At 34.1% G+C, this 25,568-nt stretch carries 19 protein-coding genes; 4 read left to right on the forward strand and 15 right to left on the reverse strand.

Features of this window, described 5'->3' with window-relative positions:
* Positions 1-19 precede the first annotated feature (19 nt).
* The gene (locus L3049_RS03690; RefSeq protein ID WP_275108439.1) at positions 20-880 is read left to right on the forward strand and encodes a transglutaminase family protein; all 861 of its coding nucleotides are present in this window, start codon (positions 20-22) and stop codon (positions 878-880) included.
* Between the two features lie 52 nt (positions 881-932).
* Here L3049_RS03690 and rny read toward each other — a convergent pair whose 3' ends face one another.
* The 3 genes from rny to L3049_RS03705 form a co-directional block, all read right to left on the reverse strand.
* Positions 933-2,465: a ribonuclease Y gene (gene rny, locus L3049_RS03695; protein WP_275108440.1), complete on the reverse strand. Its 1,533-nt coding sequence runs from the start codon at positions 2,463-2,465 to the stop codon at positions 933-935.
* 191 nt (positions 2,466-2,656) lie between these two features.
* Positions 2,657-2,947 carry a cell division protein ZapA gene (locus L3049_RS03700; RefSeq protein ID WP_275108441.1) on the reverse strand — a complete coding sequence of 97 codons (291 nt, stop codon included), beginning with the start codon at positions 2,945-2,947 and terminating at the stop codon, positions 2,657-2,659.
* Positions 2,948-2,956: 9 nt separating this feature from the next.
* The gene (locus L3049_RS03705) at positions 2,957-3,253 is read right to left on the reverse strand and encodes a hypothetical protein (protein ID WP_275108442.1); all 297 of its coding nucleotides are present in this window, start codon (positions 3,251-3,253) and stop codon (positions 2,957-2,959) included.
* Between the two features lie 137 nt (positions 3,254-3,390).
* Between L3049_RS03705 and L3049_RS03710 the strand changes: the two genes are divergently transcribed.
* The 3 genes from L3049_RS03710 to rplS all read left to right on the forward strand — a co-directional run bounded on the left by L3049_RS03710 (position 3,391) and on the right by rplS (position 7,598).
* Positions 3,391-5,121 (forward strand): M23 family metallopeptidase, encoded by a 1,731-nt coding sequence (locus L3049_RS03710; RefSeq protein WP_275108443.1) that lies wholly within the window; start codon positions 3,391-3,393, stop codon positions 5,119-5,121.
* Between the two features lie 167 nt (positions 5,122-5,288).
* Entirely contained in the window at positions 5,289-7,004 is a 1,716-nt protein-coding gene (locus L3049_RS03715) for a dipeptidase (protein ID WP_275108444.1), read from the forward strand.
* Between the two features lie 246 nt (positions 7,005-7,250).
* Complete coding sequence (gene rplS, locus L3049_RS03720) at positions 7,251-7,598, forward strand: 50S ribosomal protein L19 (RefSeq protein WP_275108445.1); 348 nt, start codon at positions 7,251-7,253, stop codon at positions 7,596-7,598.
* Between the two features lie 80 nt (positions 7,599-7,678).
* Here rplS and L3049_RS03725 read toward each other — a convergent pair whose 3' ends face one another.
* The 12 genes from L3049_RS03725 to L3049_RS03780 form a co-directional block, all read right to left on the reverse strand.
* On the reverse strand, positions 7,679-9,202 hold the full coding sequence (locus L3049_RS03725) for a carboxypeptidase regulatory-like domain-containing protein (RefSeq protein ID WP_275108446.1): 1,524 nt from the start codon (positions 9,200-9,202) through the stop codon (positions 7,679-7,681).
* Between the two features lie 438 nt (positions 9,203-9,640).
* Entirely contained in the window at positions 9,641-10,174 is a 534-nt protein-coding gene (locus L3049_RS03730) for a hypothetical protein (protein WP_275108447.1), read from the reverse strand.
* A gap of 73 nt (positions 10,175-10,247) precedes the next feature.
* Positions 10,248-12,089, reverse strand: coding sequence for a hypothetical protein (locus tag L3049_RS03735; protein WP_275108448.1), 1,842 nt, complete (start codon positions 12,087-12,089; stop codon positions 10,248-10,250).
* 343 nt (positions 12,090-12,432) lie between these two features.
* A complete protein-coding gene (locus L3049_RS03740) occupies positions 12,433-14,073 on the reverse strand; it encodes a hypothetical protein (RefSeq protein ID WP_275108449.1) in 1,641 nt (546 codons plus the stop codon).
* Between the two features lie 354 nt (positions 14,074-14,427).
* The gene (locus tag L3049_RS03745; RefSeq protein ID WP_275108450.1) at positions 14,428-15,891 is read right to left on the reverse strand and encodes a CsgG/HfaB family protein; all 1,464 of its coding nucleotides are present in this window, start codon (positions 15,889-15,891) and stop codon (positions 14,428-14,430) included.
* A 35-nt stretch (positions 15,892-15,926) separates the two neighbouring features.
* Positions 15,927-16,349 (reverse strand): curli production assembly/transport component CsgF, encoded by a 423-nt coding sequence (locus tag L3049_RS03750; protein ID WP_275108451.1) that lies wholly within the window; start codon positions 16,347-16,349, stop codon positions 15,927-15,929.
* A 16-nt stretch (positions 16,350-16,365) separates the two neighbouring features.
* Positions 16,366-16,836, reverse strand: a complete 471-nt coding sequence (locus L3049_RS03755) for a CsgE family curli-type amyloid fiber assembly protein (RefSeq protein ID WP_275108452.1) — start codon at positions 16,834-16,836, stop codon at positions 16,366-16,368.
* 218 nt (positions 16,837-17,054) lie between these two features.
* On the reverse strand, positions 17,055-18,074 hold the full coding sequence (locus tag L3049_RS03760; RefSeq protein WP_275108453.1) for a PorP/SprF family type IX secretion system membrane protein: 1,020 nt from the start codon (positions 18,072-18,074) through the stop codon (positions 17,055-17,057).
* 1 nt (position 18,075) lies between these two features.
* Positions 18,076-22,848, reverse strand: coding sequence for a T9SS type B sorting domain-containing protein (locus tag L3049_RS03765; RefSeq protein WP_275108454.1), 4,773 nt, complete (start codon positions 22,846-22,848; stop codon positions 18,076-18,078).
* Positions 22,849-23,051: 203 nt separating this feature from the next.
* Complete coding sequence (locus tag L3049_RS03770; protein WP_275108455.1) at positions 23,052-23,240, reverse strand: helix-turn-helix domain-containing protein; 189 nt, start codon at positions 23,238-23,240, stop codon at positions 23,052-23,054.
* 157 nt (positions 23,241-23,397) lie between these two features.
* A complete protein-coding gene (locus L3049_RS03775; RefSeq protein ID WP_275108456.1) occupies positions 23,398-23,808 on the reverse strand; it encodes a hypothetical protein in 411 nt (136 codons plus the stop codon).
* A 365-nt stretch (positions 23,809-24,173) separates the two neighbouring features.
* Positions 24,174-25,559: a sigma-54-dependent transcriptional regulator gene (locus L3049_RS03780; protein ID WP_275108457.1), complete on the reverse strand. Its 1,386-nt coding sequence runs from the start codon at positions 25,557-25,559 to the stop codon at positions 24,174-24,176.
* Positions 25,560-25,568: the final 9 nt, after the last annotated feature.

A 25,568-nucleotide genomic window follows, 5' to 3' on the forward strand; every position in this document is an offset into this window, starting at 1 on the left:
GAGGACTAAACCTATTGATATGAATAAGAATAAATTAGCTGCTCTATTGTCCTTACTGGATGATCCTGATCAAGAAATTTATCGAAGTATTGAAAAGGAGCTAGCAGAATTACCGATAAGTACGATACCTCAATTAGAAGATTCGTGGTTCAATTCAAAGAATGAAATGTACCAGGAAAGGTTGGAATCAGTTATCAACAAAATTCAATTCACTAATGTCAAGAAGGATCTAATAAAATGGGCCGCTTCCGAATCACCAAATTTGATTGATGGAGCTATATTAATCAATCAAAGTTACAATCCAAACCTCTTAACGGATCCTATTCGAAAAAATGTTCAGAAAATAAAGTACGATGTTAGCCTTGAACTAAACGAGCATCATACTGCATTGGAAAAGATTAAAATTCTTAACCATTTTTTCTACAACATTCATAATTATCATCCACTTCCTCCTAACCAGCCTACTAATTGGGACGGCGATATTGGAACTGTTTTATCTCAAAAAAATGGTAATTACATTATTCTAGCCATTATTTACGCTGGAATTGCCCAAGAGTTAAACATACCTGTCTATGGCATTAATTTGCCTGGAAGTGTTTTACTATGCTATAAAAACGAACAACACCCAGAATCAAAACGTACACCTTCCGACTCAATTCTTTTTTACATTAACCCAATCGATAAAGGAACCGTTTTCGGACAAAAGGAACTTGCGCAGATTATTTCAACAAAAAACATAGAGAATAACTCTAAATATTATCTTCCCACATCGAATAATAGTCTAATAAAAAGGTTGGTACAGCACGAAATTAGCGTGTACAAAAAGTTAAAATTGAATAGCTACATTCCAAATTTCAAAGAATTATTCAAATCCTTATAACAAAAAAGCACGCTTCTTTCGAAGCGTGCTTTTTTAACCTATAATTGTTTATCTACTTAGCGTAGTTAATGGCTCTAGTTTCACGAATAACCGTGATCTTTACCTGTCCAGGATAAGTCATCTCATCCTGAATTTTCTGAGCAATATCTAAGGATAAAGTTTCTGCTTCTTTATCAGAAATTTTATCGCTACCTACAATTACTCTTAATTCTCTACCAGCCTGAATTGCATATGTTTTCAACACACCTGGATGCGAAAGAGCAAGGTTTTCAAGGTCCTTCAAACGCTTGATATAAGATTCAACAATCTCGCGACGTGCACCTGGACGAGCGCCTGAAATAGCATCACAAGCTTGAATAATCGGAGCAAGCAAAGTTGTCATTTCAATTTCATCATGGTGAGCTCCAATTGCATTACAAATATCTGGTTTCTCTTTGTATTTCTCGGCCAATTTCATACCTAAAATTGCGTGTGGCAACTCTGGCTCATCATCTGGCACCTTACCTATATCATGTAACAATCCTGCACGTTTTGCTTTTTTAGCATTCAGACCAAGTTCTGTCGCCATAATAGCACAAAGGTTAGCCGTTTCACGAGCGTGCTGCAGTAAGTTTTGTCCATATGACGAACGGTATTTCATCTTACCAATCATACGAATTAACTCAGGATGCAAACCGTGAATTCCTAAGTCAATAGCTGTGCGCTTACCTGTTTCAGCCATTTCCTCTTCAATTTGCTTACGCGTTTTATTCACAACTTCCTCGATACGAGCCGGGTGAATACGACCATCAGTAACCAATTGGTGAAGGGCTAAACGAGCAATTTCACGGCGAACCGGATCAAAACCTGAAAGTACAATTGCTTCCGGTGTATCATCTACAATAATTTCAATTCCTGTAGCTGCTTCCAGTGCACGAATATTACGTCCTTCGCGACCAATAATACGTCCCTTAATTTCATCTGATTCTATATGAAAAATAGTCACTGAATTTTCAATCGCAGTTTCAGTAGCTACTCTCTGAATTGTTTTAATAACAACTTTCTTAGCTTCCATATTAGCCGACATCTTAGCATCCTCCATGATATCGTTTACATATGACATAGCTTCAGTTTTAGCCTCTTCTTTCAAAGATTCTACAATCTGATTTTTTGCCTCTTCTGCTGATAAGCCGGAAATTTTCTCCAACTGCTCAATTTGTTGACGCTTAGATTTTTCTAATTCCAACTCTTTTCTTTCAACCAACTCCATTTGAACATTTAAGTTCTCACGTATGGTATCAACTTCTTTCTTCTTACGCTGAAAATCTTCTACACGCTGATTTACTGCATTTTCTTTCTGTTTTACTTTATTTTCAACAACTAAAAGCTTTGCATTCTTTGCATTAATCTGCTTTTCATGCTCGGTTCTAAGTTGTAAGAATTTTTCCTTTGCTTGTAAGATTTTATCTTTTTTGAGAACCTCTGCTTCGGATTGGGCATCCTTAATTATTGAGCTGCTCTTAGTTTTAAGAGCTTTTTGCAAAACAAAGTAAGAAACAACACCCCCGCCAACAAAAGCAATGGACCCTATTATTATTTCAATCATATCATAGAATATTAAGTCAATATTATTATATATATAAAACAAAACCCGCACTATCACTCAGGCTTGCAGTCATAACATTAAATAGTATTATTTTAACGACCTTTAAGGTACGAGAAAATCACTACATAACATTAAAATTGCTAATCGCTTAAGAAATAATGCGGGTTTCTACTTTTTTATTCAAAAGTAAACTACTCTTTATCCAAAAATTCTCTTAACTCCTGCTCCATCACTTTAATTTCATCTAAAACTGGTGAAACATCGGTCTTATTTTCTGCTTCAATAACCTTTATAACGTATTGTAATGAGGCCATTGCCAAAAAATCTTGAGTATCTTTATCTTTATATCGTTGTTTGTATTGCAATACTTTCTCATTAATCATTTTTGCAGCTTTTCGGATAACCTCTTCCTGTTTCCGATCTATCTTTAAAGGATAGAAACGATCTGCTACATTAACTCTTATCGAAAGTTTTTCGTCCATAAACAAATTCTACCTGTTTAAAAGAGCAATACATTTATCAATCTCCCGCACAATTCGGTTAATTTTAACCTTAGCCTCTTGCGAATCTCCACTATTTGCCGCAAATGTTTTGGCTAACTTTAATGTATTGTATTGATGGTCCAATTCTTCCTTGTCCCTATTCAGATTTTCAATCTTCTCCATAAGTTCTAACTTCTCATGTATTAAAGATTCTTTTTCTTCCTTGGATTTTTTGTACAACGAAATTAGTTCTGAAATCTGTTCTTTCAAACTATTTACTATTTCGTTTGGTTCTTGGTCCATCATTAAAATTTTTCTTTTACAAAATTAACATTGCTGAGAAGATAATCAAATATATTAGTTCGTATTTTGTAAATCATTTAAGAAAAAAAAGCTTTTTTTTGTAGTTTTGGTAATCATTACACGAATCTTTTACAATTACGATGAAGCTAAGCACAACAAACATAATCACATGCCTATTTTTTCTACTAAATTCAGTAAGCTTTACAACATTTTCGCAGGATGCTAAATTTCCTCAAAATTATTTTAGAGCTCCTGTTGATTTCACAATGACCTTATCAGGAAATTTTGCAGAATTAAGAAATAATCATTTTCATTCAGGTATTGATATCCGAACTTTTACCACAGGAAAAAAAGTCTATTCCATTGCTGATGGTTTTGTTAGCCGAATAAAAATTGCAGCAGGTGGTTACGGGAAAGCCATTTACATCAATCATCCTAATGGCTACACTTCTGTTTATGCTCATTTGGATCATTTCAATCCAGAAATTGAAAAATTCATAAAAGCGCATCAATACAAAAAGAACTCATTCGAATTCGACCTGGAACTTAAAAAGGATCAAATACAAATCAAAAAAGGAAATATAATTGCTTACTCTGGGAATACTGGATCTTCTGCTGGTCCACATTTGCATTTTGAGATTAGAGACACAAAATCGGAACATCCATTAAATCCACTACTTTTTGGATTTCGAATAAAGGATACAACTCCTCCTAAAATATTCAATTTATACATCTATCCTCTTGATTCTATAAGTAGTGTTAATGGTCATAATACAAGACAACAATTTTCCGTTACCTATTATAATAATGCTTATCATTTAAAAGGAGATCCTAAAGTGCGCTTATTGGGTCAGATTGGCTTTGCTCTGGAAACGAATGATTACATGGATAACACATGGGGTAAATGTGGAATTTTCGAATTAAAAATGAATATCAACGATAGTTTACAAACTAATTATAAATTTAAAGAATTTTCTTTTGATAAATCAAGATTTATTAACAGCCATATGGACTATGCGTTGAATATTACTAAGAAAAAACGCATTCACAAAACATTTAAGGATCCCAACAATCAACTTAGTATTTACTCAAAAATGAATAACAATGGGGTTTATTCATTTAAATCTGAAAAAAGTTATAAAATAGACTTCATTATATCTGACGCAAAAAATAACATATCGAAATTGAGAGTTTATGCAAAAGGAGCTACGAGTATAAAAGCATTTCCACAAGAGAAATTTACAAAACTATTAAATTGGGAAACAGAAAATATTTACGAAAATTCCGGAATCCAAATTAAGTTTCCAAAAAATAGCTTCTACACAGATTTAAAATTTAACTATTCGGTAAAGAAGGATTCTAACTTTTATTCCGATATTTATTCCATACAAAATGAAAATGTTCCTGTACATACTTATTACACTTTATCTATAAAACCAAGAACTATTCCTAATCACAAATCAGAAAAACTACTTATTGTTAGAGTTAATAAGGACAAAAGCTTATCCTACGAAGGTGGGATTTATTTTGATGGGTCGATGAAAACCAAAACAAGATATTTCGGTGATTTTACGATTGCGATAGACACAGTACCTCCTACCATTAAGGCCAGAACTAATTTTGCTTTAAACAGTTTAAAAGGTCAGAAATCTATTCGTTTTTCTATTGATGATGAGCTATCAGGTATTAAATCGTACAAAGGTTTAATTGATGAAAAATGGGTTCTATTTGAATATGATGAAAAAAATAAACTGCTCTTCTATACTTTCGACAAAAAGAGACTAATTTCAGGGAGAAAACACAAGTTACAACTAATAGTTACTGACAAAATAGGAAACAAATCGAATTTCAAGGAAGAATTCATTTGGTAGGCAATCTTATGTACCATAGAGTATTATTTACAAACAAATATCTTATACAACACTCAAAACTCTTATAAATAGAGACTTTTATCACTTTTACCTATGATTTTTTTTTCTATTTTTGTACGATCGAAAACGATTTAATTCAGATTTGAATTCATTTAAAATAGCTAAACATGAAAAAGATTTTTGTACTTACCGCGCTTGCGCTGTTGGTGTCTGTTTTCTCAACACCAAATGCTAGTGCATGTACTAATTACCTAATCACTCGTGGTGCTTCCACTGATGGTTCCAACATGATTACCTATGCAGCTGACTCACACGTTTTATATGGTGAGCTTTACTTCCGCCCTGCTGCTGATTGGGCAGAAGGTACTATGATTGATGTTTATGAATGGGATACCGGAAAGTATTTAGGTCAAATTCCTCAGGTTGCACACACATATAATGTGGTTGGAAACATGAATGAATTTCAATTGGCTATAGGCGAATCCACTTGGGGTGGCGTTAAGCAATTGGGGTCACAAGAAGGTGCTTTAATCGACTACGGAAGTTTAATGTATTTAGCACTTCAACGTTCTAAAACAGCTCGTGAGGCTATTAAAGTAATGACTGAATTAGTTGAAACTTACGGTTACTATAGCTCAGGAGAATCTTTCTCAATCTCTGATAAAAATGAGGTTTGGATTCTTGAAATGATTGGAAAAGGAAATGGCGAAAAAGGTGCTGTTTGGGTAGCACGTATGATTCCTGATGGCTATGTGAGCGGACACGGAAACCACGCTCGTATCACAACTTTCCCATTGGAAGGCAAAACATCCATCTCTTCTGACAAAATGGATAAAATTTTCAATCCTGAAGTTACAACTGTTTATGCTAAGGATGTTATTTCTTTTGCCAAAGAAAAAGCTTTATACCCTAAGGATGGAAAAAACAAAAACTTTAGTTTCTCCGATTCTTATGGTCCTGTAGATTTTGGTGGAGCACGATATTGCGAAATGCGCGTTTGGACTTTCTTTAACCGCGTAAGCAAGGACATGGACAAGCATTTCGATTACGCAAAAGGAAATGTAAAACTTGATAAAAAAGGTTATGCAAGCAACCGTATGCCTCTTTGGATTAAGCCAGATAAAAAAGTTGAGCTTTCGGTACTAATGGATGCCATGAGAGATCACCTTGAAGGAACAGAATTGGATATGTCTAAAGATATGGGTGCTGGTCCATTTGGCAACCCTTACCGTTGGAGACCATTAACTTGGGAAGTTGACGGTGTAACTTATTGCAACGAACGTGCAACAGCAACTCAACAAACAGGTTTCTCTTTTGTAGCACAATCTCGTGACTGGTTACCCGATGCTGTAGGTGGAATCAACTGGTTTGGTGTTGACGATGCTGCTTCTTCGGTTTATTTCCCAATGTATTGTGGATCTACACGTGTTCCTAAATCTTTTGCTGTTGGTAATGGTAAAATGATGGATTTCACCAACAAATCTGCATTCTGGGTATTCAACCAAGTAACTAACTTGGCTTATACGCGTTACAATGCAATTCACCCTGAAATAAGAGACAAACAAGTTGCTCTTGAAACAAAATACCAGAACTTCACTAAGATTATCGATATGGCTGCTGAAGGTATGTTTAAAACTAACGAAGCTGCTGCAATCGAATTCTTAACCGATTTCTCTTGTAACCAAGGTGACAACCTTACAAATGAGTGGAGAGACTTCTACGGTTATCTATTTGCTAAGTTTATGGATGGTAACATCAAAACTAAGGATGGCGACAAGCAGAACCCAACAATGAAACAACCTGGTTATAGTAAAGAATATTATGAAACAATTGTTAAAACAACAGGTGATAAATTAAAGGTTATTGGTGGTGATGGCCATTAATATCATATGATATAATGAATAGAAAAGGAGTCGAACGACTCCTTTTTTTTATTCCAACTATTTTAATCCATTCTCAGATTAACTATATTTTCCATTACTCCTTATTTTTAACAACAATATTCATAACAAAGAGATGTTTATATCATATTTTTTATTAAATTTGCGGCGAATTCGTGCGTAATCTCTGGCATCAAGACAGTTATATATGTTTACATTGCGTTCGTGAATCTAAAAAAAATCATTACGATGGATTTAATTAAAGTTGCTGAGCAAGCATTTGCTACTAACGTAGAGCTTCCTGAATTTGGAGCAGGAGACACAATTAGTGTTTCTTACAAAATTAAAGAGGGAAACAAAGAAAGAATTCAGATCTTTAGAGGTGTTGTTATCCAAGTTAAAGGTACTGGATCAACTAAGACTTTTACTATCCGTAAAATGTCTGGTAACGTTGGTGTAGAAAGAATTATTCCTTTAAGTTCTCCTTTTATCGACAAGATTGAAGTGAACAAAAGAGGTCGTGTTCGTAGAGCTAGAATTTACTACTTACGTGAGCTTACAGGTAAGAAAGCTAGAATTAAAGAAAGAAGATTCTAATCAGCTTTTGAAAATATTGAAAAAAGCCTTCCATTTGGAAGGCTTTTTTTATATCTTCTATTCTCTTATTAAATTCATAATTAAGGATTATACAAGTCAGGCATTTCTCCATTAGTAATAATTTTCTCTCTATTACTACCGTCTATATCCATAATCCAAATACTTTTTTCTCCCTCACCATCATTGGCAACATTCATAAATACAATCTTACCACCCGTTTCAGTAAAACGAGCTTGTAGGTCATTTGTACCAGCAAGCTTATCATCTCCTGAAAGGTTTGTTATGTTCGTACCATCAATATCGATACTATAAATTTTAGCATTTAATTGTCGTCCATTATCATCTTCAAATAAACTATCTAGAGAAAAAATCACTTTAGTTCCATCTGGAGAAAAATGTGGATTTGACAAAGTTCCTTCTAAATTGTCAACCAACAAAAACAAATCAGACCCATCTGTATTCATTAAGTAGATTTCATTATCATATGGCTTCTCTCCTTGCGTTAAAACAGCAATTTTTTCCTGAGATGTGTTATTATAATGTTCGGTCCAATCACAAGATTTAAATTCTCTATCAACTGGAGCATTTGCAATTTTATTTTCACCTGTACCATTGTAATTAATACTATACAACTCTCCATAGTGTCCAAACAATAACTGATCTCCCGTAGGGGACCAAACAAATCCATTTCCATTGTTGTGATAACTTGCAACAGACTTATCGTTTGTAACTTTAAATACATTTTCACCTTTTGCATCCATAGTGTAAATATGGTATGCACTAGTTTGATTTGATGCATATGCAATCAATTCTTCATTAGGAGAAATTCTCGGATTCACCTCACTGCCGCCAAGATTTGTCAATGCTATTAAATGATTATCAGCTAAATCCCAAGAATAAATATTTTTACTACCCAAAGTATCTTTAACAAATAAATATCCGTTTTTAGGAAAATCTTCCGTTTTAAATTTCCATTCTCTACCTTCTGTTTTATAACGAGCGCGATTACTTGCATCAACTTTCCATCGATAATTTGTTTCGAATTTCAAATTTGTTGCTACAAATGTTGTATCCATAATTCCTTCAGCAATCGTATCGCCTTCAAACTCTCCATCTTCATAAAGGATTACATCGAAAAATAAGGTATCTCCCTTCTCGGTTTCGCCATTATTCCAGACCAACTCTATTTCTGTAGCTAAATTCGCAGTAGCATCTATAGGTGTTACATATACCGTCTCAGCTGGAGCTAAAGTTTCATCGGGAGCAATTTGCATAATAATCTGCATCACTACTTCCTGTCCTTCACCAACCTTAATACTGGTATTTACGCCTGTGTAATCTTCCTTTTTAGCACTGACAGAATAATCTCCGACCAAAACATCATCCAATAAGAATTTCCCTTCAACATCGGTAGAAACGGAAGTTGTTCCAGGACTAGTTGAGATGCTCACCCCTTCCATTGGGAGACCTTCTTCTGAAGTAGTCACTGTTCCACTTATCGATCCATATAATTTTGGATCAACCGTGCTTTCATTACAAGAAAAAATAATAACAGACAGACACATCGATATCGAAAGTCTGATGAGTAGGTAGAAATGTCGCATATATGATGTTAATTTTATTTTTTTTTAAATTAATAATTATCTCCATGGAAAACAACCAAATCTTGAGCAATGATCTCTATATCCTGATAAACATACAAGCTAAGTTCAAAAACATCGATATTAGAAGGCATTTATAGATTTCATTTTTTGATATTCTATCATCATTTAGAAGAATATGATCCTCAATTATACTATAATCCTACTGAAAAAATGCTTCTTAAAAACAGACACAACCTTATTCTTCTCACAACACATTCCCACTCCATTCTTAACTCATTAAAAACATATTTAAAAATATTCAATATTTACATTTCAATCAATACATTGTGCGTTAAATTATTATAATTACTATAAAAAAAAGTACTTATATGATAAAAATACATAAATAAAAAGGGTGTCTTTTTCAAGACACCCCATCAATTTAAACCTGCTCTGTATTCACAAACCACTTTTTATTATAACATTCATACCAGTTCCAACCTGAGTAACTATCATTCCGTTATTTGCTACCCCGGAAACTACCTCCAATTGGTTGTCATTACCAGCCTGAGTTATTTCAAAGCTCTTATTATTCCCAATAACTTCTTGTTGCAATGAATTGTTATCACCATCTTGATGAATGCTAGTGGAAATGTTTATCCCCTGAAGTAAGGATTCAATTGAGTTTCCATCACCTGCTTGTAAAATTGACAGACGATTTAAGTCCCCATTTTGCATTGCCTTAATCAAGTTATCCATTCCTACCTGCTGAATAATGGCCAATTGTCCTTGACTAAACTGATTTAAATCCAGCTTATTATCATCTCCAGACTGCAAAATCACAACTCCATTCTCCGAATTTATAGCATCAACAATACCATAATTCAATTGATTTAAAATCTGATCTTCAATATTATAATTTTGTCCAAGCAAATTACCGAAGCAAAATACGAACAGAGCTAACCATAAATACTTACGAATAATTAATGACATTTGAGTGATTGCATTAGTTAACAGAGGAAAAAAATCCCGCCGAAGCGGGAATTTTTTCTATATTTTATTTTCACTATGGTGTTACGAATATTGTACCAGCATTTCCTTGCTGTGTAACAGCGCTGTTATCGTTACCATCCTGGATAACTAAACCAAAGTGGTCGTTACCTACTTGCTCTAAGTATGAATAGTTATCATCACCAAACTGGTAAGTTAAAGCTGTGTTATCATCACCTGTCTGAATCGTAAACGCTTCATTTCTTGCTCCATCCATTTGTGCAATTACTGCAACGTTACCATTACCTTCTTGTAAGATGTCTGCTAAACTTTCTTCTTGATCGTACTGGAATACCCAACCTCTATTGTCGTCGCCTCTTTGCTCAACAAAAGCATCAGATTTTTCTCCACCAAACTGACCAACAAATGAGAAGTTATGCTCACCTTTTTGGAAAATATTAGCTTTATTTTTCTTACCACCTAATTGATCAATTATAGCAGTATTTCCATGATCTCTTTGAGTAATCTTAGCTTTGTTTTTAGTTCCCCATAATTGAGAGATATAGGCTACTTGACTATCACCAAATTGCTTAACGGTAGCTTTATCTTTTGAACCATATTTTTGAGTTACATCAGCAAAATGGAAATCTCCCTTTTGGAATACTTCAACATCTCCTCCTGATTCAAAAATCTGCTCAACAAAAGCATAATTAGCAGTACCAATTTGATTGGTTCTTGAAACATTATGGTCTCCACCAATCTGAACTGTACGAGCACGATTAGCTACACCATTCTGCATAATAAATGCCTCATTATCAACACCACCTCTTTGGAAGGTCGAAGCCATATTCCAAAGACCATTCTGATGAATATTAGCAAGATTACCATATCCACCTAATTGCATTGTATTAGCTCTATTAAAAGCATACAACTGAGTAATAGATGAATGATTAAATTCTCCACCCAACTGAGTTGCACGTGCATTATTTCTCAATCCCCATTGGTTTATGAAAGCTGAGTTATAAGCACCTCTTCTTTGGTAAATACTTGCACGATTAGCTCGTCCTTGCTGCATGATATCAGCAGAAGTGAAAATAGGTAAAATTTGAGTAATGGTAGCTGAATTCCATGCTCCCATTTGCCATACTGATGCGGTACTCAAAGCACCATACTGAAGAATATCACTATTATTAAAACGTCCCATTTGATTTACCATAGCCATATTGTTATGGTTTGCTTGTAGAACTGTTGAATAATTAGCTAATCCCATTTGCATAACTGTAGCATAATTTAAGAAATCATACTGAGTAATGTTAGACATGTTAAACATTCCTACTTGATAAGTAGACGCCATATTCCATGCACCTAATTGAGTTGTACGAGCAATGTTATGAAGTCCTGATTGAGCAACCATTGCGGAGTTAAAGAATCCCCACTGGTCAACATACGATACATTTAACACTCCCGATTGCGATACAGATGCTGTATTACCAACTAGGAATTGATTAACACTTGACATATTAAATAGACCATCTTGACCTACCATAGCACCATTTCCATCTCCAAGTTGAAAAATTTGAGAAATGTTATGAAGTCCCATTTGCCAAACCATAGCAGAATTCATAAATCCAGCTTGATCAACGTACGATACATTCAATATACCATCTTGAGTTACATTAGCCATATTGCCAATGAAGAATTGATCGACATAAGAAATATTTGCTATTCCCGTCTGATCAACAGTTGCATCATTAAACCAGCCTAATTGGTCAACATCACTACTATTGAACCATCCTACTTGAGTAACACCAGCTGTGTTTAACCAACCCGTTTGGTTGACATTCGAATTGTTCACCTGTGCAAATGCAGAAGATACTGCAAAAACAACGGCTACTAATAAAAATAAAAATTTTTTCATGGTTGAATTTTTTAAAGGTTTTAAAGTGAATTAAATTTAAAATCGTTTAAAGGTTTAAGAGCTCCGACAGATCTAATAATGCACTTATTACATCATCTAATCTTTTATCTAAATTAAGAAAAAGCCTTTCCAACCACTTCAGTTTTTACACAAACGCCTTGTATTTAGTGATTAAACCAAGTCTCTTTTATGCTAATTTTTATTCGTTCTAAAAAAGAATAAGAAAACTTAAACAAAAGTTTAAGATGTATTAATGTTTCTCAACAAAAAAACCGCCAAAATTGATTAAAAATCAAATTTTGGCGGTTTTATTATTCTATATTAATTAAATCAATGGATTCAATTATGGATTTAAACCTGTATTGTATTGACTAACAGTAGCAGTGTTTCCATTTCCATATTGAGTAACAGTAGAACTGTGACCATAACCCATTTGATAAACATCTACGCTATTATTACTACCAACTTGCAGTGTAGTTGAGTAATTGTTTTCACCAATTTGCTGAGTAAGAGCAACATTGTTTTCACCAAATGCTTGAACTGAAGTAGCGAAATTATCATCACCAGTTTGAAGTATTAAAGCTGAACTATTTACAACATCGTATTGTCCGATACCTGCAACATTACCGTTACCATATTGTCCAATACCTGCATATGTAAATGCTGTTCCGAATTGCTCAATGTAAGCTAAGTTTTCATTACCAATTTGAGCCACTTGAGCTGTACTTCCATAATTGTACTCCTGGTAAATTTCAGCTTCGTTATATTTTCCGTCTTGTCCAATATAAGCATTGGTAAAAGCACCTGCTACTTGCGTAATCTTAGCATCATTACCTTTTCTATACTGCTCAATTTCTGCTGTATTAAACTCGCCACCCAATTGATCAACGTCAGCGCTGTTCCCGCGACCTTGCTGGTAAACATCAGCAGTATTCCAATAACCATCAATCTGATCAACTTCAGTGTAATTAGATTTTCCTCTTTGAGTAACTAAAGCCCAATTTAAAGATCCATCAAGCTGATAAACAAATGCATCATTCATTTTTCCTCTTTGATCTACATCAATTAAATTACCAAAACCACCATCTTGAGTAGTCACTGCTAAATTACCTTTTCCTTGTTGAGCGATCAATGCTGTATTTAACCATCCACCATACTGTGTTGCATAAGCAGCATTTCCGTTACCTTTTTGAGATACAGAAATTCCGTTCATCCAACCACCACCTTGGAAAGTAGAAGTAAAATTATTTTTACCTTTCTGACTAATTAAAGAAACATTTGATTCTCCACCCCACTGGTCAGCGTAAGCAGTATTAAACATACCGTGCTGATCAATTTCAACAGAATTCATATATCCTAGCCACTGATCAACGAATGCACTATTCATAAAACCAACTTGATTAACAAGTGCGTAATTTGCGTAAGTATCCTCTTGCAATACATTTGCATAGTTACCTATACCCCATTGGCTGATAACAGCCTCATCATACATACCACCTAATTGAAGAACTTTAGCAGCATTAAACAATCCATGTTGGAATACATCAGCTGTTTCAGCATAACTAAACCACTGATCGATATCAGAAGTGTTGAAGAAACCTTTTTGAGTAACGTAAGCTTCGTTATCTTCACCAAAAAATTGAGTTACATAAGAAGAGTTCATTCCAATTTGATCAACAACCGCAAGGTTATTCCATCCTAACTGAAGTGCTGTAGAGAAATTAGACATTACCTGAGTAGCAAAGTATCCATTTTTTTCACCTACTTGCTGAAGTAATGATACGTTGAAGACACCTAGTTGGTCAACTTCTGCTTCATTTAAAGTTCCATCTTGGTAAATGTCGTTAATGTTAAAAACGCCAACCTGTGTAACAAGAGCTGAATTATCAGTTCCCATTTGATTAACACTCGATTGGTTAACTTGAGCGATAGAATACGCTCCTGTGAGTAATACTGTCAAAAAGACGAATAAAATCTTTTTCATGGTTCGGTTGTTTTAAAGGTTTAAAGTGAATAAATCAGGTTACCCTGATAAAAAAAATAAATTTGGTTTAAATGCATTTGATAACTTATGTTTCAAATACAAATTAAATGTAAAGAGTTCTATTGAATATATTATACCGAATTACATTAAACACATGTATTAAATGACAAACGCTTATAAATAATTGATCAAAATAAGCTATTCCTTTAAACACCTAAGGAAAAGTTAATTAAAATTAAACAAGCTCGCCAAAACACCTAAAAACACTAGACTAAAAGAAACATTGAGACCTGATAAGAATAAATAAAAAATGGCCGGAATTACTTCCGGCCATGTTGATAAGTTGTTAATATTTTATTCAGTAGATATAGGTTTTTCTTTCTGTTTTTTTCGTATTTTTTCTTTTCTATTCTTTTTCTTCTTACTTGTATCCCAAATTTTATCAAAGTAGAAATTCAATCCAATTTTACCTTCCCAGAAATAATCATTATAATTTCCTTGTTTCAAACCATCAATTTTATCATTAAAAATGTAATGATTTATTATTGAGAGATTCAAACCCAATCGATCATTAAATAAAAACTCGACACCTGCCCCATACAACGCTTGAGTATAGATAGAATTGGATAGATCGATAGTGTATGCCGATTTTTCCTGCTGAGAAAATACTCCTAATCCACCTTCTATATAAGGCGTCCAATCCTTATAAGGAAGCAAACGATACTTCGCGGTTACATCTAAGGAATTATAAGTTCTCTGGAAACTTTCAGTTGTAGCTAAATCTCCTCTACTAAAGTTAAGTCCAAACTGCAATGCTGATTGCGTATCGTATAATAAAGAAACACCTCCTGCTGCCTCCATTTCGGTATGACTGTAATCTCCCATGTAAAGCCATGAACCAGCATTAAATCCTAAGCCAAAATTACGACGCCGTGGAGTAATTAATTGATCAAAGAAATCAGATCCTTGATTATCCTCTTTACTTTCTACATATGCGGTAACAACATCTGAATTCACATCCTCTGGATTTTTCAGATCCCAAAGTCCCTCAATCACACCTTCAATAATTAAGGATTCAACAGCCTTCTCAATAGCTTCTTTAACTGCCATTTCAGATGGCTCATTGTAGGTAAAACCAACTTCTGCTTCCAATAATCGTTTAAATTTGACATATCTAAATACACTAGCATCTAATTTCTGAGAAAGAATCATCTTAGATGTATAGACAGTTTTTAAAATCCGACCATTACTTGTAGAAATAGCACGGAGATAAACCGTAACACGATCTTGTCTGTACTGCCCAGAAGCTCCTGCCCCAAAATATTTTAATCCAGCTCCTCCTGTAAGCACATTTGCATCGTAACTAATAACACCTCCTTCGAGAACTAATCCTGCAAATAAAAGTGGTGGTAATAGTTGTGACTTTTCGCTTTGTCCTGCATAATTAGCTCGGCTCGATCGAATTATTTTTCTCTCATTAAGCAAATTGGATAAGCCTTCTCTTTCGATTGGAATAAACCAACCAGATTCTTCGATTGCTTTTAAAAGTATGGAAGTAGTTCCTTGTGTTACCGCAGTAGACCAATTGGCTCCAGTAGCAGATGGTTTATATTGTCCTGTTTGATCTCTAAATTTATAAACTGCAGCAACCATTTTTTCTTTTGGCTCTGGCAAATTAACTAAGCTCTTTCTTGCAGGAGTTTCAGCACCAAGTTCTGCCCTTTGCTCCGAAAGAGGTTGATTAAAGTAAGGTACACAACCATTAATAAAAGGTAAAATTATAATAAGGCTATATAAATAGCGTAGACGTTTAAACATATAGAGAGAATTAATAATAGATAAGATTCGATTAACTAATAACTAGGAATGACGACGTTAGTGAAATTCCCGGTGGATATATCCTTAACGTTAACCGTGACCCCACTTCCATCTTCAAAAATATCAACAGAATAATTCCCTAAGTTATACGAACCTGTTTCCAATTCATTATTATCTCCAAATATTGAATTAACTAGTTTACTTGATAATTGATTCAATATTTGTCTATTCAAATTGGACTGAAAATCATCCAATGGATCTTGATTCAATGCATCATCAGAATTTGGGTCTTCAATTCTATTTTGCTGTGTTGCAGAATTCAACAACCAATTATAGTTATATGTATTTCCCCCAAAACTTGAATTTATAGGTGTATAAACAAAATCTTGAGCTATACCATCAACCGACATTATCAAACTCAAGAAAAACATTACTAAGCTTACTTTTAATATATTCATGGTTCTTATTTTAGGTTTAAAATATTCCTGACCCCTCCTGATCATCACCACCAAGCTGGGCTTTCATTTTTTCGTAGTTATTTAAATATTGAACAACTCGTTGGTTCGCATATTTTGTCATTTGCTCCAAGACATCATACCTTGGTTGAACTTTTTGCTTAAATACCAATGATTCATTTACGAGAACACTAATTTCTGTAGCTATACCAGGCATTACCATTTCTTTTATTGTAACGGTATAGTTCTTTACTTTCTCAGGAGCAATCCACACTGAGAAAAACATATCATAAAAATCTCGGCCTACCTTTGTCATGGTTTCATCCATAATTAATCCATCAATTTCCATATCGAAATTTGGATCTTCAGCCATTTTGTTTTTTTCTATAATTTCATTTAATGTTTTCTTTAAAATTTTTAGTGTTCGAATTGAATCATTGACATTTTTTTTCTCCTGCCCTTTTGCATCAGAAATCGATGAAAAAAACATAAAAAAAAAGAATAAAGCCACCCATTTACAAAACAATCTCATTTCTAGCTCAATAAAATCAATGATTATTACAACATAAATATATCATTTCTAAATTAAATATCATAACAATAAAGTAGCCATTCGTGTACTCTTAAGGAATCTTAACTTTTGTTAACCTGTTAATTTAAATTAAACCCCAAACATCCTTATTTACACACACTTCTATATCTCAACGGTTAAAATTTTGGACATTTAATTGCTCTAATCCTTCTTTTTCTTCTCAAAAAATGCGTTCCTGAGCAGGATGATTTTGCTTTTCCTAACAAATAACTTAAAGAAATTTCATGAGCACCTGAATTTGTCTTCACTAAATTTGAGATTACGTAATCATAGGAATACCCTATCCTAAACCGATCCGTCTGAAATCCCAACAAAAGTATAAAAGCATCAAAATCAAAAGATAGATTATGCCTCATCCATCCGCCAAGCACCCAGTTATTTCGATAAAAATACATTCCATAGTTGATTTGCTCAAAATCTTGTTGCTTCTGATAAAGAACGTTAGGTGAAATCGTATAATTACTTTTCATTAAACCTCTGGAATACCCAAGAGGAATACTTGCTCCAGCATGAATCGTATATTTACGAGGCAATATGGCAACGTTCTCATTTGATTTAAACGCTTCATTTGGCTCAGACATGTGATCAACGACACCTCCAAAGTACAAACTCTTGTAATTTACGATAAACCCAGTCGAAAAGTCCCAATAAGATTTACTCAACTCATTAGGTTGTATTTCTCTAGTCGGATAAATTACACCATACAATGGATCTATCATATCGGAGAAAACAAATGATTCCCACTCCAATTTTCTTTGAATATAGGTTGCTTTTAAACCAATATTAATTGATAAATTTCTATTGACATCTAGCGAATAAGAATATATCCCAGATGCCATTGTTGTTTTAATTGCTCCCTGTCCTTGATTATCTTGAAGAATTAAAACACCAAGACCTCCTCTCATGAAATCAACAAACTGATCATACGAAGCCGTATAAGTAACAAAAGGCCGATTGTTTTGTGGCCATTGATTTCGATAAGACATACTTAGTACGGGCACATATTCAGATCCAGCAAATGCAGGATTTAAATATAATCTATTCGCGTAAAACTGAGAAAACTCCACATCCTGCCCTTTAGCTAATGAAGCTAAAAACAAACAACAGATGATATGAATAAATCTCCATTTTATCATGTTATCGAATTAAAGAAACATTGCCATCTTGGCGTGCTTTACCATTTATAATTAAAACCCACACATAAACTCCTGTGCTAGCTATTTTTCCTTTGTAAGTTCCATCCCATCCCTGACCTAAATCTGTAAATTGATAAATTAACTCTCCCCAACGGTTGTATATAAACATCTCAACATCTTCACCAGTAATATCGCCGGTTATTGAAGGTCCAAATGTATCATTTACTCCATTTCCATCGGGAGTAAAAGCATTGGGCACAAAAATTCGATATCGGTCCATGTAAACCATTATGGAATCAGTTCCAACACAAGAGTTTAAATCAGTATACTCTAGCGCATATTTCCCTTCTTCTACAACAGTAAAAGTTGAAGCTGTTGATCCATCTTGCCATATGTACGTTCCAGGTAAAAACTTGATATCAATTGATGGAGTTAAAATTTTTGTTTCAGTATAAAAAATTGTCGTATCCTGTCCTAAATCAAAAATAGGCTTCTCATTAATCGTAAAATCTACTATTGCTGCATTTGAACATCCATTTTCGATTTTAGCATAAACACTACTACTTGATAAAATGGTATGGTTTAAAGGATTTGCAATTGGTACTAACAAATCAACATCCTCGAACCAACTTACTGTAACTGATGGATCCGTAGAAACTTGATTATTCAAATTAGACAAATTGTAATTTTTCACTTCTCCTTCTCCAGATACATCTTCACACAATCCTAAACTTAAATCTATAGCTTCAGGAAGTGGGTTAAGAATAAAATTCAATCGCCCAGAATTTTCACATGCGTTCGCATTAACCGCCAACACATAATAGGAACTCTGATTTGAAACAGTCACATTTAGCGGATCAGAAACAGGAATAATCAACTGATCATCTTCAAACCATTGAATGGCAGCATTTGGATCATTACTAACTTGCAAGTTATAGTCGGTTAAATTAACTCCCGTTGCAATTCCAGAACCGAAAGTATCTTCACAAAACATCTCATTCACCGTTGTAGTTTGCGGTAAAGCCACAATATCAAATGATAATTCTGCAAAATTTTCACATGTTCCATCCCAAACACGGACATAAAAAATATCCCCATTTGAAACCAAAACATTTCCTGTGTTTATAACTGGATTTGAATAAGCTGGATCGGAATACCAAATTAAAGAACCCGTTGTTAAGGTTGTAATATTAGGTTCATAAAAAGCTAAATCTTCCCCTTGGACTTGTAAAGTGTTAAATATGTCTTCACAAAGTGTAACCTGATAATTTTGAACATTAGGCAACGCATTAATTGTAAAGTCGACCTGCCCAACATTTGATTCTGTACCGAAACTCACTCGAACATAAAAGCTATCACCATCAGACACTGTTGTACTCATTGGTGATGGCACAGCTAAGGTCAATCCCACATCAAAAAACCATTCCTTTAAAGTACCTGGATCATTATTAACTGCTGTCTCTAACTGCGAAAGATCATAACTTGCAATTGAACTACTTCCCATCACTTCTTCGCACAACTGAATTTGCAAGTTATTAGCTTCAGGTAAATTTCTCACATTAAAAGTTAAAGTTGCTTGATTCTGGCAATTCCCATCATCAATCATCGCATAAAATATTGAACCAGTTACAACACTAAGGTTTCCAGGTGTTACAACGGGTAATGTTGAAGCGATATCGGAATACCAAAAAATCGTAGCTCCTGCAGTACTACTAATTAAAGAATTATATGCAAGTAAATTAATTCCTGTTGCAGTTCCTGTTCCAAAGCTATCTTCCCAAACATCCGTTGTTTGATCACTTGCATTCGGAAGTGAATTGACAGAGTATTCTACTATTCCTACGTTTGTATTAATAGCATCGCTAACTGCTGCAAAAAATCGATCACTATCATTAACAATTACGTTTGTAGGATCTGGAACAGCATTAATAGGTAAACCATTAGGTTCTGTTGGCCAATCTGTAAACCAAGCGAAGGTATCTCCATTACCTTCATTTATCTGATTTTCCAATAAGGTTAAATCGATATTAGCACTACCAGAACCTTCCGTATCTTCACATATTACAGGAAAAACATTACGTGCAATTGGCGTATTAACAACTGAAAAGTCTACTATTGCCACATTAACACAGGAACCATTCGAAACTAAAACGTAATAAACATCACCATCAGTAACATCATGATTAGTTGGATCAGTAACCAAATTTGTTAAAGCTGCGTCCAAATACCAATCAAGAGTATTAAATGCACCGCCTAGAATAGTATTATTGTAAAAAGTTAGATCAACTCCAAGTGATATCATTGAGCCTGGAACATCTTCAAATTCGACAATGGATTGATTATTTGCAATAGGTAATGCATTTACGGTATAATCTACTATCGAACTATTGGTTTCGCCTCCACTTTGCACTAAGGTGTAAAATAATTGTCCGTTACTGACCGTTACATTAGAAGGGTTGACAACTGCATTTGTTAGTCCAGAATCATTATACCAATCGACCGTACTTGGTGTTCCTCCATTTACTGCTGCATTTAGTAATGACAAATCAACATTCGTAGCAGTTCCACTTCCAAATGTATCTTCACAAACTTCAATGGATAGATCATTGGCTATAGGTGACGATCGAACTGTAAATTGAATACTACCTTGATTCAAGCATACCCCATTATCTATAAAACCATAAAAGATATCTTGGTCATTAACAAGCATATTTGTTGGATTGGCAATTGGAATCGTAAAAGCTGCATCTTGATACCAAACAATATTATTAGCTCCCGCTACTTGCGTATTATAGGCAGTTAAATCGACTCCCGATGCACTACCGGACCCAAAACTATCTTCCCACATTTGCACGGACACACTATTGCCCTCAGGCAAAGATTCAATCGTGTAATTTACTGTTGCAACACTAGTTTGAGTGCCTGTAGAAACTTGAGCATAAAAATTCTCTCCATTAGAAACAATTCTATTATTAGGACTATTCACCGGTTGAGTTAAAGCCAAATCATGAAACCACGTTACCACAAAGCCATTATTGCTAGTAATAGCAGGCTCTAATAAGGTTAAATCTACGTTAGAAACAACTCCAGAATTGTAATTATCTTCACACAATATAATGTTTTGATCCACAGCCATCGGCAGAGCGTTTACGGTATAGGTAACAACTGCAGCATTAGAACAAAATCCATCATTTACTTCAACCCAAAACTGCTGTCCATTGGTAACACTTACATTTGTTGGCGTACCAATTAAAGTTGTGAGACTTGCATCAGAATACCAGATGTAAGTTGTTCCAGCTTGTCCATTCACAGCAGTTTCATTAATTGTAAGATCTACACCACTCGCTATTCCAGTTCCTGCAGCATCTTCCCAAACGGTTACGGTTTGATCGTTTGCAACAGGTAAATCCCGAATTGTTATTGCTTGAGTCACATTATCTGTTCCTCCAGAAATTAAATTTACCTCTAAATTAACACTGTAGGTGTTCGCACTCGAATACACATGATTCACAGTAAATGGACTTGTATTTGAGGTGGTACTATTTCCATCTCCGAAATCCCATGTAGCGCTACTTATATTCGCTAAATCAGAAGTTATTGTGAACTCAGTATTGTCACCAACACAATCAAATTGATAGGCAAACTCTAGGGTAAATATGCTAGTAACAAAATTAGGCAATCCTAATTGGCATCTCCTTCCAGCTAAGTTCTTTGAATCAGCAACAAAATTGGCTCCTGCACCTGCAACATCAGGATTGTTAATCACATCTAAATTTAGACTGCCTGTGGTGCCATTTGTATTCGTTTTAGCCATATAGATTCGATTATCTGGGGCTAATTGCAAAGCTCCATACAACCAAGTACCACTTCCAATGACTTGAGCTGAACTATTAATTGTAGACTGATTATTTGAAGAAATATTGAATTGATATAAGTCTCCAGCCGAAAAGGAACTTACATATAAGTATTCTCCAGAGGGTGAAAATTCAACACCATAAGGCGTAGTGTAATTATTTAATTGAATTGGATTCGACACCACTCCAGTATTGGTATTGAAATCAAAAAGCTCAACTCGGTCTTGAGTATAAATAGCGACTGCCAATTTTGTCCCATTCGGAGAGGTTTTCATATAACCAATTGCTGTTCTTCTATCGCTGTTATGCCTTACCCCAATTGTACTAATCGTAGGAGTTCCAACTCCAGCTGCACTTAGTTGATAAGCATAAAAATCCCGACTATCATACAAATGCATTAAAATCCAAAAATCAGTTCCGTTAGCATGCTTAACTGCTGTAACTTTTTCACAAACCTCATTACCATTTAAAACAGTATTTTTAACCGTTACTGCTCCCAATCCACCATTCATTGACAAATCGACAATGGAATAATTTAAACCATTTCGTAATGCATTTTGGTGCGCATCTACTGTGAAAATATAATAAAGAATAGTACTTCCAGGTTGTTGAACTATGATTGAAGACTGTGTTGCGGAAGAATTGCCATCTAATCCATTCCCATTTGCCATTACAGCATGGTTCTTATTATATACTGTAATGCCATCTGTATAAAACAATAAATCTCCTTGTGCATTGCATACTGTTGAACATCCCTCTTCAGTATCCAAACTTCCATTCGTTAAGGCAACTGCAGGATCAACATTAAAATCTAATCCAGCATTTTCGCCAAAATACCAAACTCCTGCCTGTCCCTGACCAAACAAAACGGAAGGAGAGAAAAATGTAAAAAAGACAACTATGCGAAAGAGAAATTTCATTTGCTATTTATCTTTACAAACCTACAATAGTAGAAATGTTTAGTTATGCTTAAAATCTGATTTACTTTCAGTTATATACAATTTACAAAATATATTTAACCAATGAATTAGAACTTGTTTATAATAAATAAAAATCAGGCAATATTCACATTAGCTATGATAATTACCTGATTTTAATATTTGTTTATCAGCCTTATTATAAATTAGCTTAGGCCTAAGTAATCGAAGAGTTTTGATTTAACTGTTGTAGTCAAAGGTCGTTTCCCATTTAGAATATAAGACAAATACACATCGGTAATACCAATAATTTTGGCAACTTTCTTTTTCTTATCATCAAGAATTCGAAGTCTGTCTTTAATTCTAACCAAATCGTTCTGAACATCCTGCTTCATAAACTTCAGTTTTTAATTATATAATTGAGTATTAAGGTTTCATTTTTCTTAATTTGAACTGGAAACAAATGAGTAAAGCATTTGCCTCCAGATTCAAACTAGTTTTGTAAATTGAAATCAATCTACATGGTTGGTTTTAAGTGAATAGAGCTAAATATTAGTTCGGACTGTAATCCAATCCAGAACCAATAGCCTTTTTTAATTCGAAAATACGAAGTTGCTTTTGCAGCAATTCATAATTCGTATGAAGTGCTTTCCGGTTATCAAGTTTAGAGGTATACTCTTCACGATCGACCGTAATCACAACTTTGGTTTCTTTAAAATGATCGTTAATATATTTAAGCATATCTAAATTAGACAAGGCTTTTAACGGAATAATAACCAAATCAATTGTGGTCTGATTAAGAATAATTTCAGTTTCCGTTGGGTCATCAGCAAAATATGCTTTTGCGTCCAAGCTCTGAATATATTCTTTCAGCTCATCAATCAGTAATCTATTTTCTTTTATAAATAAGATATTCATTGGTTTCTCTGATGAAGGAAGACGGATAAAACTATTTCCTCCCATATTAATATATCCATTACTTTATTAGCGATTCAACAAAATCTATACTATCAATCAGCATGCCGCAAACAACAACTCTCTAACTTAATGATACTTATCCCGTTTGTGCGTCAGATTTACCTAAATATCTCCTATCCACTAACGGATATTTAAGTTTAAGAAAAATAAAACTTTGAATGTAACAAGCTGATATACTTGACACCTGTCAAAATCAATAAATTTTATCCATTTTCGGATACAATGAAAAACGGATATCAATATATCGATTGAAAAAATTATTTAGGAATTACTTTAGCTGAGTACGAGTAAAATGTTTAAAACTCTGGCAAATTGTGAATAAAAAAAAATACCTGATTAAGAATCAGGTATTACATTTCGATTTTATATTTTTTTATTCTTCTATCGAGTGATTGCCATGTGATATTGAGAAGATCTGCTGCTTTAGATTTATTATTATTCGTACGTTCTAGTGCTTTCTTAATACAATCTACTTCTACTAGTTCTAGGTCTAAATTATCATCTGTGGCAAAATTAATTTTCTTCTGTTCCTCTTTCGGGTGAGACAACTGAAAATGTGACAAGCTTAAGCGATTGGTATCGCAAATAATTACTGCACGCTCAACCATATTCTTCAACTCTCTAACATTGCCAGGAAATTGATAGGCCAATAAGCGTTTTATCACTGCTCCATCAATTTCATTAATGTTTTTCCCCATTACGCGGTTAAAATATTTCACAAAATAATCCAGTAGTAAAGGAATATCCTCTTTCCTTTCTCTTAGGGGATCAATATGAATAACAAACGAGCTAATTCTATGATATAAATCCAACCTAAAACCCTTTTCTGAATGCAGCCCTTCTATATTTTGATTGGTTGCTGCAATAATTCTTGTATCAAAAGGGATTTCAACGTTCGATCCAACTTTCATAATTTTTCTATCTTCCAAAACCCTCAAAAATTTGGTCTGAAGATTTAATTGCATATCGCCGATTTCATCAAGAAATAAGGTCCCATCATTAGCTGCTTCAAACCAACCCGTTTTTGTGTCCGACGCTCCTGTAAATGCACCTTTTGTATGTCCAAAAAATTCACTTTCGAATAATGATTCTGGAATGGCGCTACAATTTACAGCATAAAAGCAATTATCCTTACGATTGCTTAGGTAGTGAATTGCACGAGCCACCAATTCTTTTCCAGTACCACTCTCGCCAGTAATTAAAACCGATGTATTATCCGCTTTTGCAACCTTACTGATTAAATTGATTAAGTTTCTCATTTGAGGGCTATCTCCAATAATTTCATAGCCCATTGCTTCATAAAACTCTTTTGTAATTATTGAATAATTCCTCTTGATCTCTATCAAGCTTTTATTTAAATGGATAAATTTTTTGGTTCTTTCTATCGCACTTTCTACTTCACTAAGTCTAAATGGTTTTGTGAAGAAATCTAAAGCTCCCAATCGCATAGCATGGATAACTGAATCCATTTCACTATAACCACTTATCATGATAACTTCAATTTCTGGAAAGTCTTCTTTAATTTTTTCAAGAACATCTAAGCCACTCATTTCAGGCAGATTTACATCAACAATAGCAATATGGATATCATTAACTTCCATAATATTGAAAGCTTCAGATGGACTACCTGCCTTGAAAATTTTAAAGTTAGGGTCTATTAGAAATTCACTAAGCTCATCTCTAACTAGTTGCTCATCATCTAAAATTAATATTCTAAGATTACTTATCGACACCATTTTTATGAT

Origin of the sequence: Labilibaculum sp. DW002 (assembly GCF_029029525.1) — a bacterium.
Classification (GTDB): Bacteria; Bacteroidota; Bacteroidia; order Bacteroidales; family Marinifilaceae; genus Paralabilibaculum; species Paralabilibaculum antarcticum.

Coding starts and splice junctions, on each gene's coding strand:
- L3049_RS03690 (WP_275108439.1), top strand. CDS start 20: ATGAATAAGAATAAATTAGCTGCTCTATTGTCCTTACTGGATGATCCT.
- rny (WP_275108440.1), bottom strand. CDS start 2,465: ATGATTGAAATAATAATAGGGTCCATTGCTTTTGTTGGCGGGGGTGTT.
- L3049_RS03700 (WP_275108441.1), bottom strand. CDS start 2,947: ATGGACGAAAAACTTTCGATAAGAGTTAATGTAGCAGATCGTTTCTAT.
- L3049_RS03705 (WP_275108442.1), bottom strand. CDS start 3,253: ATGATGGACCAAGAACCAAACGAAATAGTAAATAGTTTGAAAGAACAG.
- L3049_RS03710 (WP_275108443.1), top strand. CDS start 3,391: ATGAAGCTAAGCACAACAAACATAATCACATGCCTATTTTTTCTACTA.
- L3049_RS03715 (WP_275108444.1), top strand. CDS start 5,289: ATGAAAAAGATTTTTGTACTTACCGCGCTTGCGCTGTTGGTGTCTGTT.
- rplS (WP_275108445.1), top strand. CDS start 7,251: ATGGATTTAATTAAAGTTGCTGAGCAAGCATTTGCTACTAACGTAGAG.
- L3049_RS03725 (WP_275108446.1), bottom strand. CDS start 9,202: ATGCGACATTTCTACCTACTCATCAGACTTTCGATATCGATGTGTCTG.
- L3049_RS03730 (WP_275108447.1), bottom strand. CDS start 10,174: ATGTCATTAATTATTCGTAAGTATTTATGGTTAGCTCTGTTCGTATTT.
- L3049_RS03735 (WP_275108448.1), bottom strand. CDS start 12,089: ATGAAAAAATTTTTATTTTTATTAGTAGCCGTTGTTTTTGCAGTATCT.
- L3049_RS03740 (WP_275108449.1), bottom strand. CDS start 14,073: ATGAAAAAGATTTTATTCGTCTTTTTGACAGTATTACTCACAGGAGCG.
- L3049_RS03745 (WP_275108450.1), bottom strand. CDS start 15,891: ATGTTTAAACGTCTACGCTATTTATATAGCCTTATTATAATTTTACCT.
- L3049_RS03750 (WP_275108451.1), bottom strand. CDS start 16,349: ATGAATATATTAAAAGTAAGCTTAGTAATGTTTTTCTTGAGTTTGATA.
- L3049_RS03755 (WP_275108452.1), bottom strand. CDS start 16,836: ATGTTTTTTTCATCGATTTCTGATGCAAAAGGGCAGGAGAAAAAAAAT.
- L3049_RS03760 (WP_275108453.1), bottom strand. CDS start 18,074: ATGATAAAATGGAGATTTATTCATATCATCTGTTGTTTGTTTTTAGCT.
- L3049_RS03765 (WP_275108454.1), bottom strand. CDS start 22,848: ATGAAATTTCTCTTTCGCATAGTTGTCTTTTTTACATTTTTCTCTCCT.
- L3049_RS03770 (WP_275108455.1), bottom strand. CDS start 23,240: ATGAAGCAGGATGTTCAGAACGATTTGGTTAGAATTAAAGACAGACTT.
- L3049_RS03775 (WP_275108456.1), bottom strand. CDS start 23,808: ATGGGAGGAAATAGTTTTATCCGTCTTCCTTCATCAGAGAAACCAATG.
- L3049_RS03780 (WP_275108457.1), bottom strand. CDS start 25,559: ATGGTGTCGATAAGTAATCTTAGAATATTAATTTTAGATGATGAGCAA.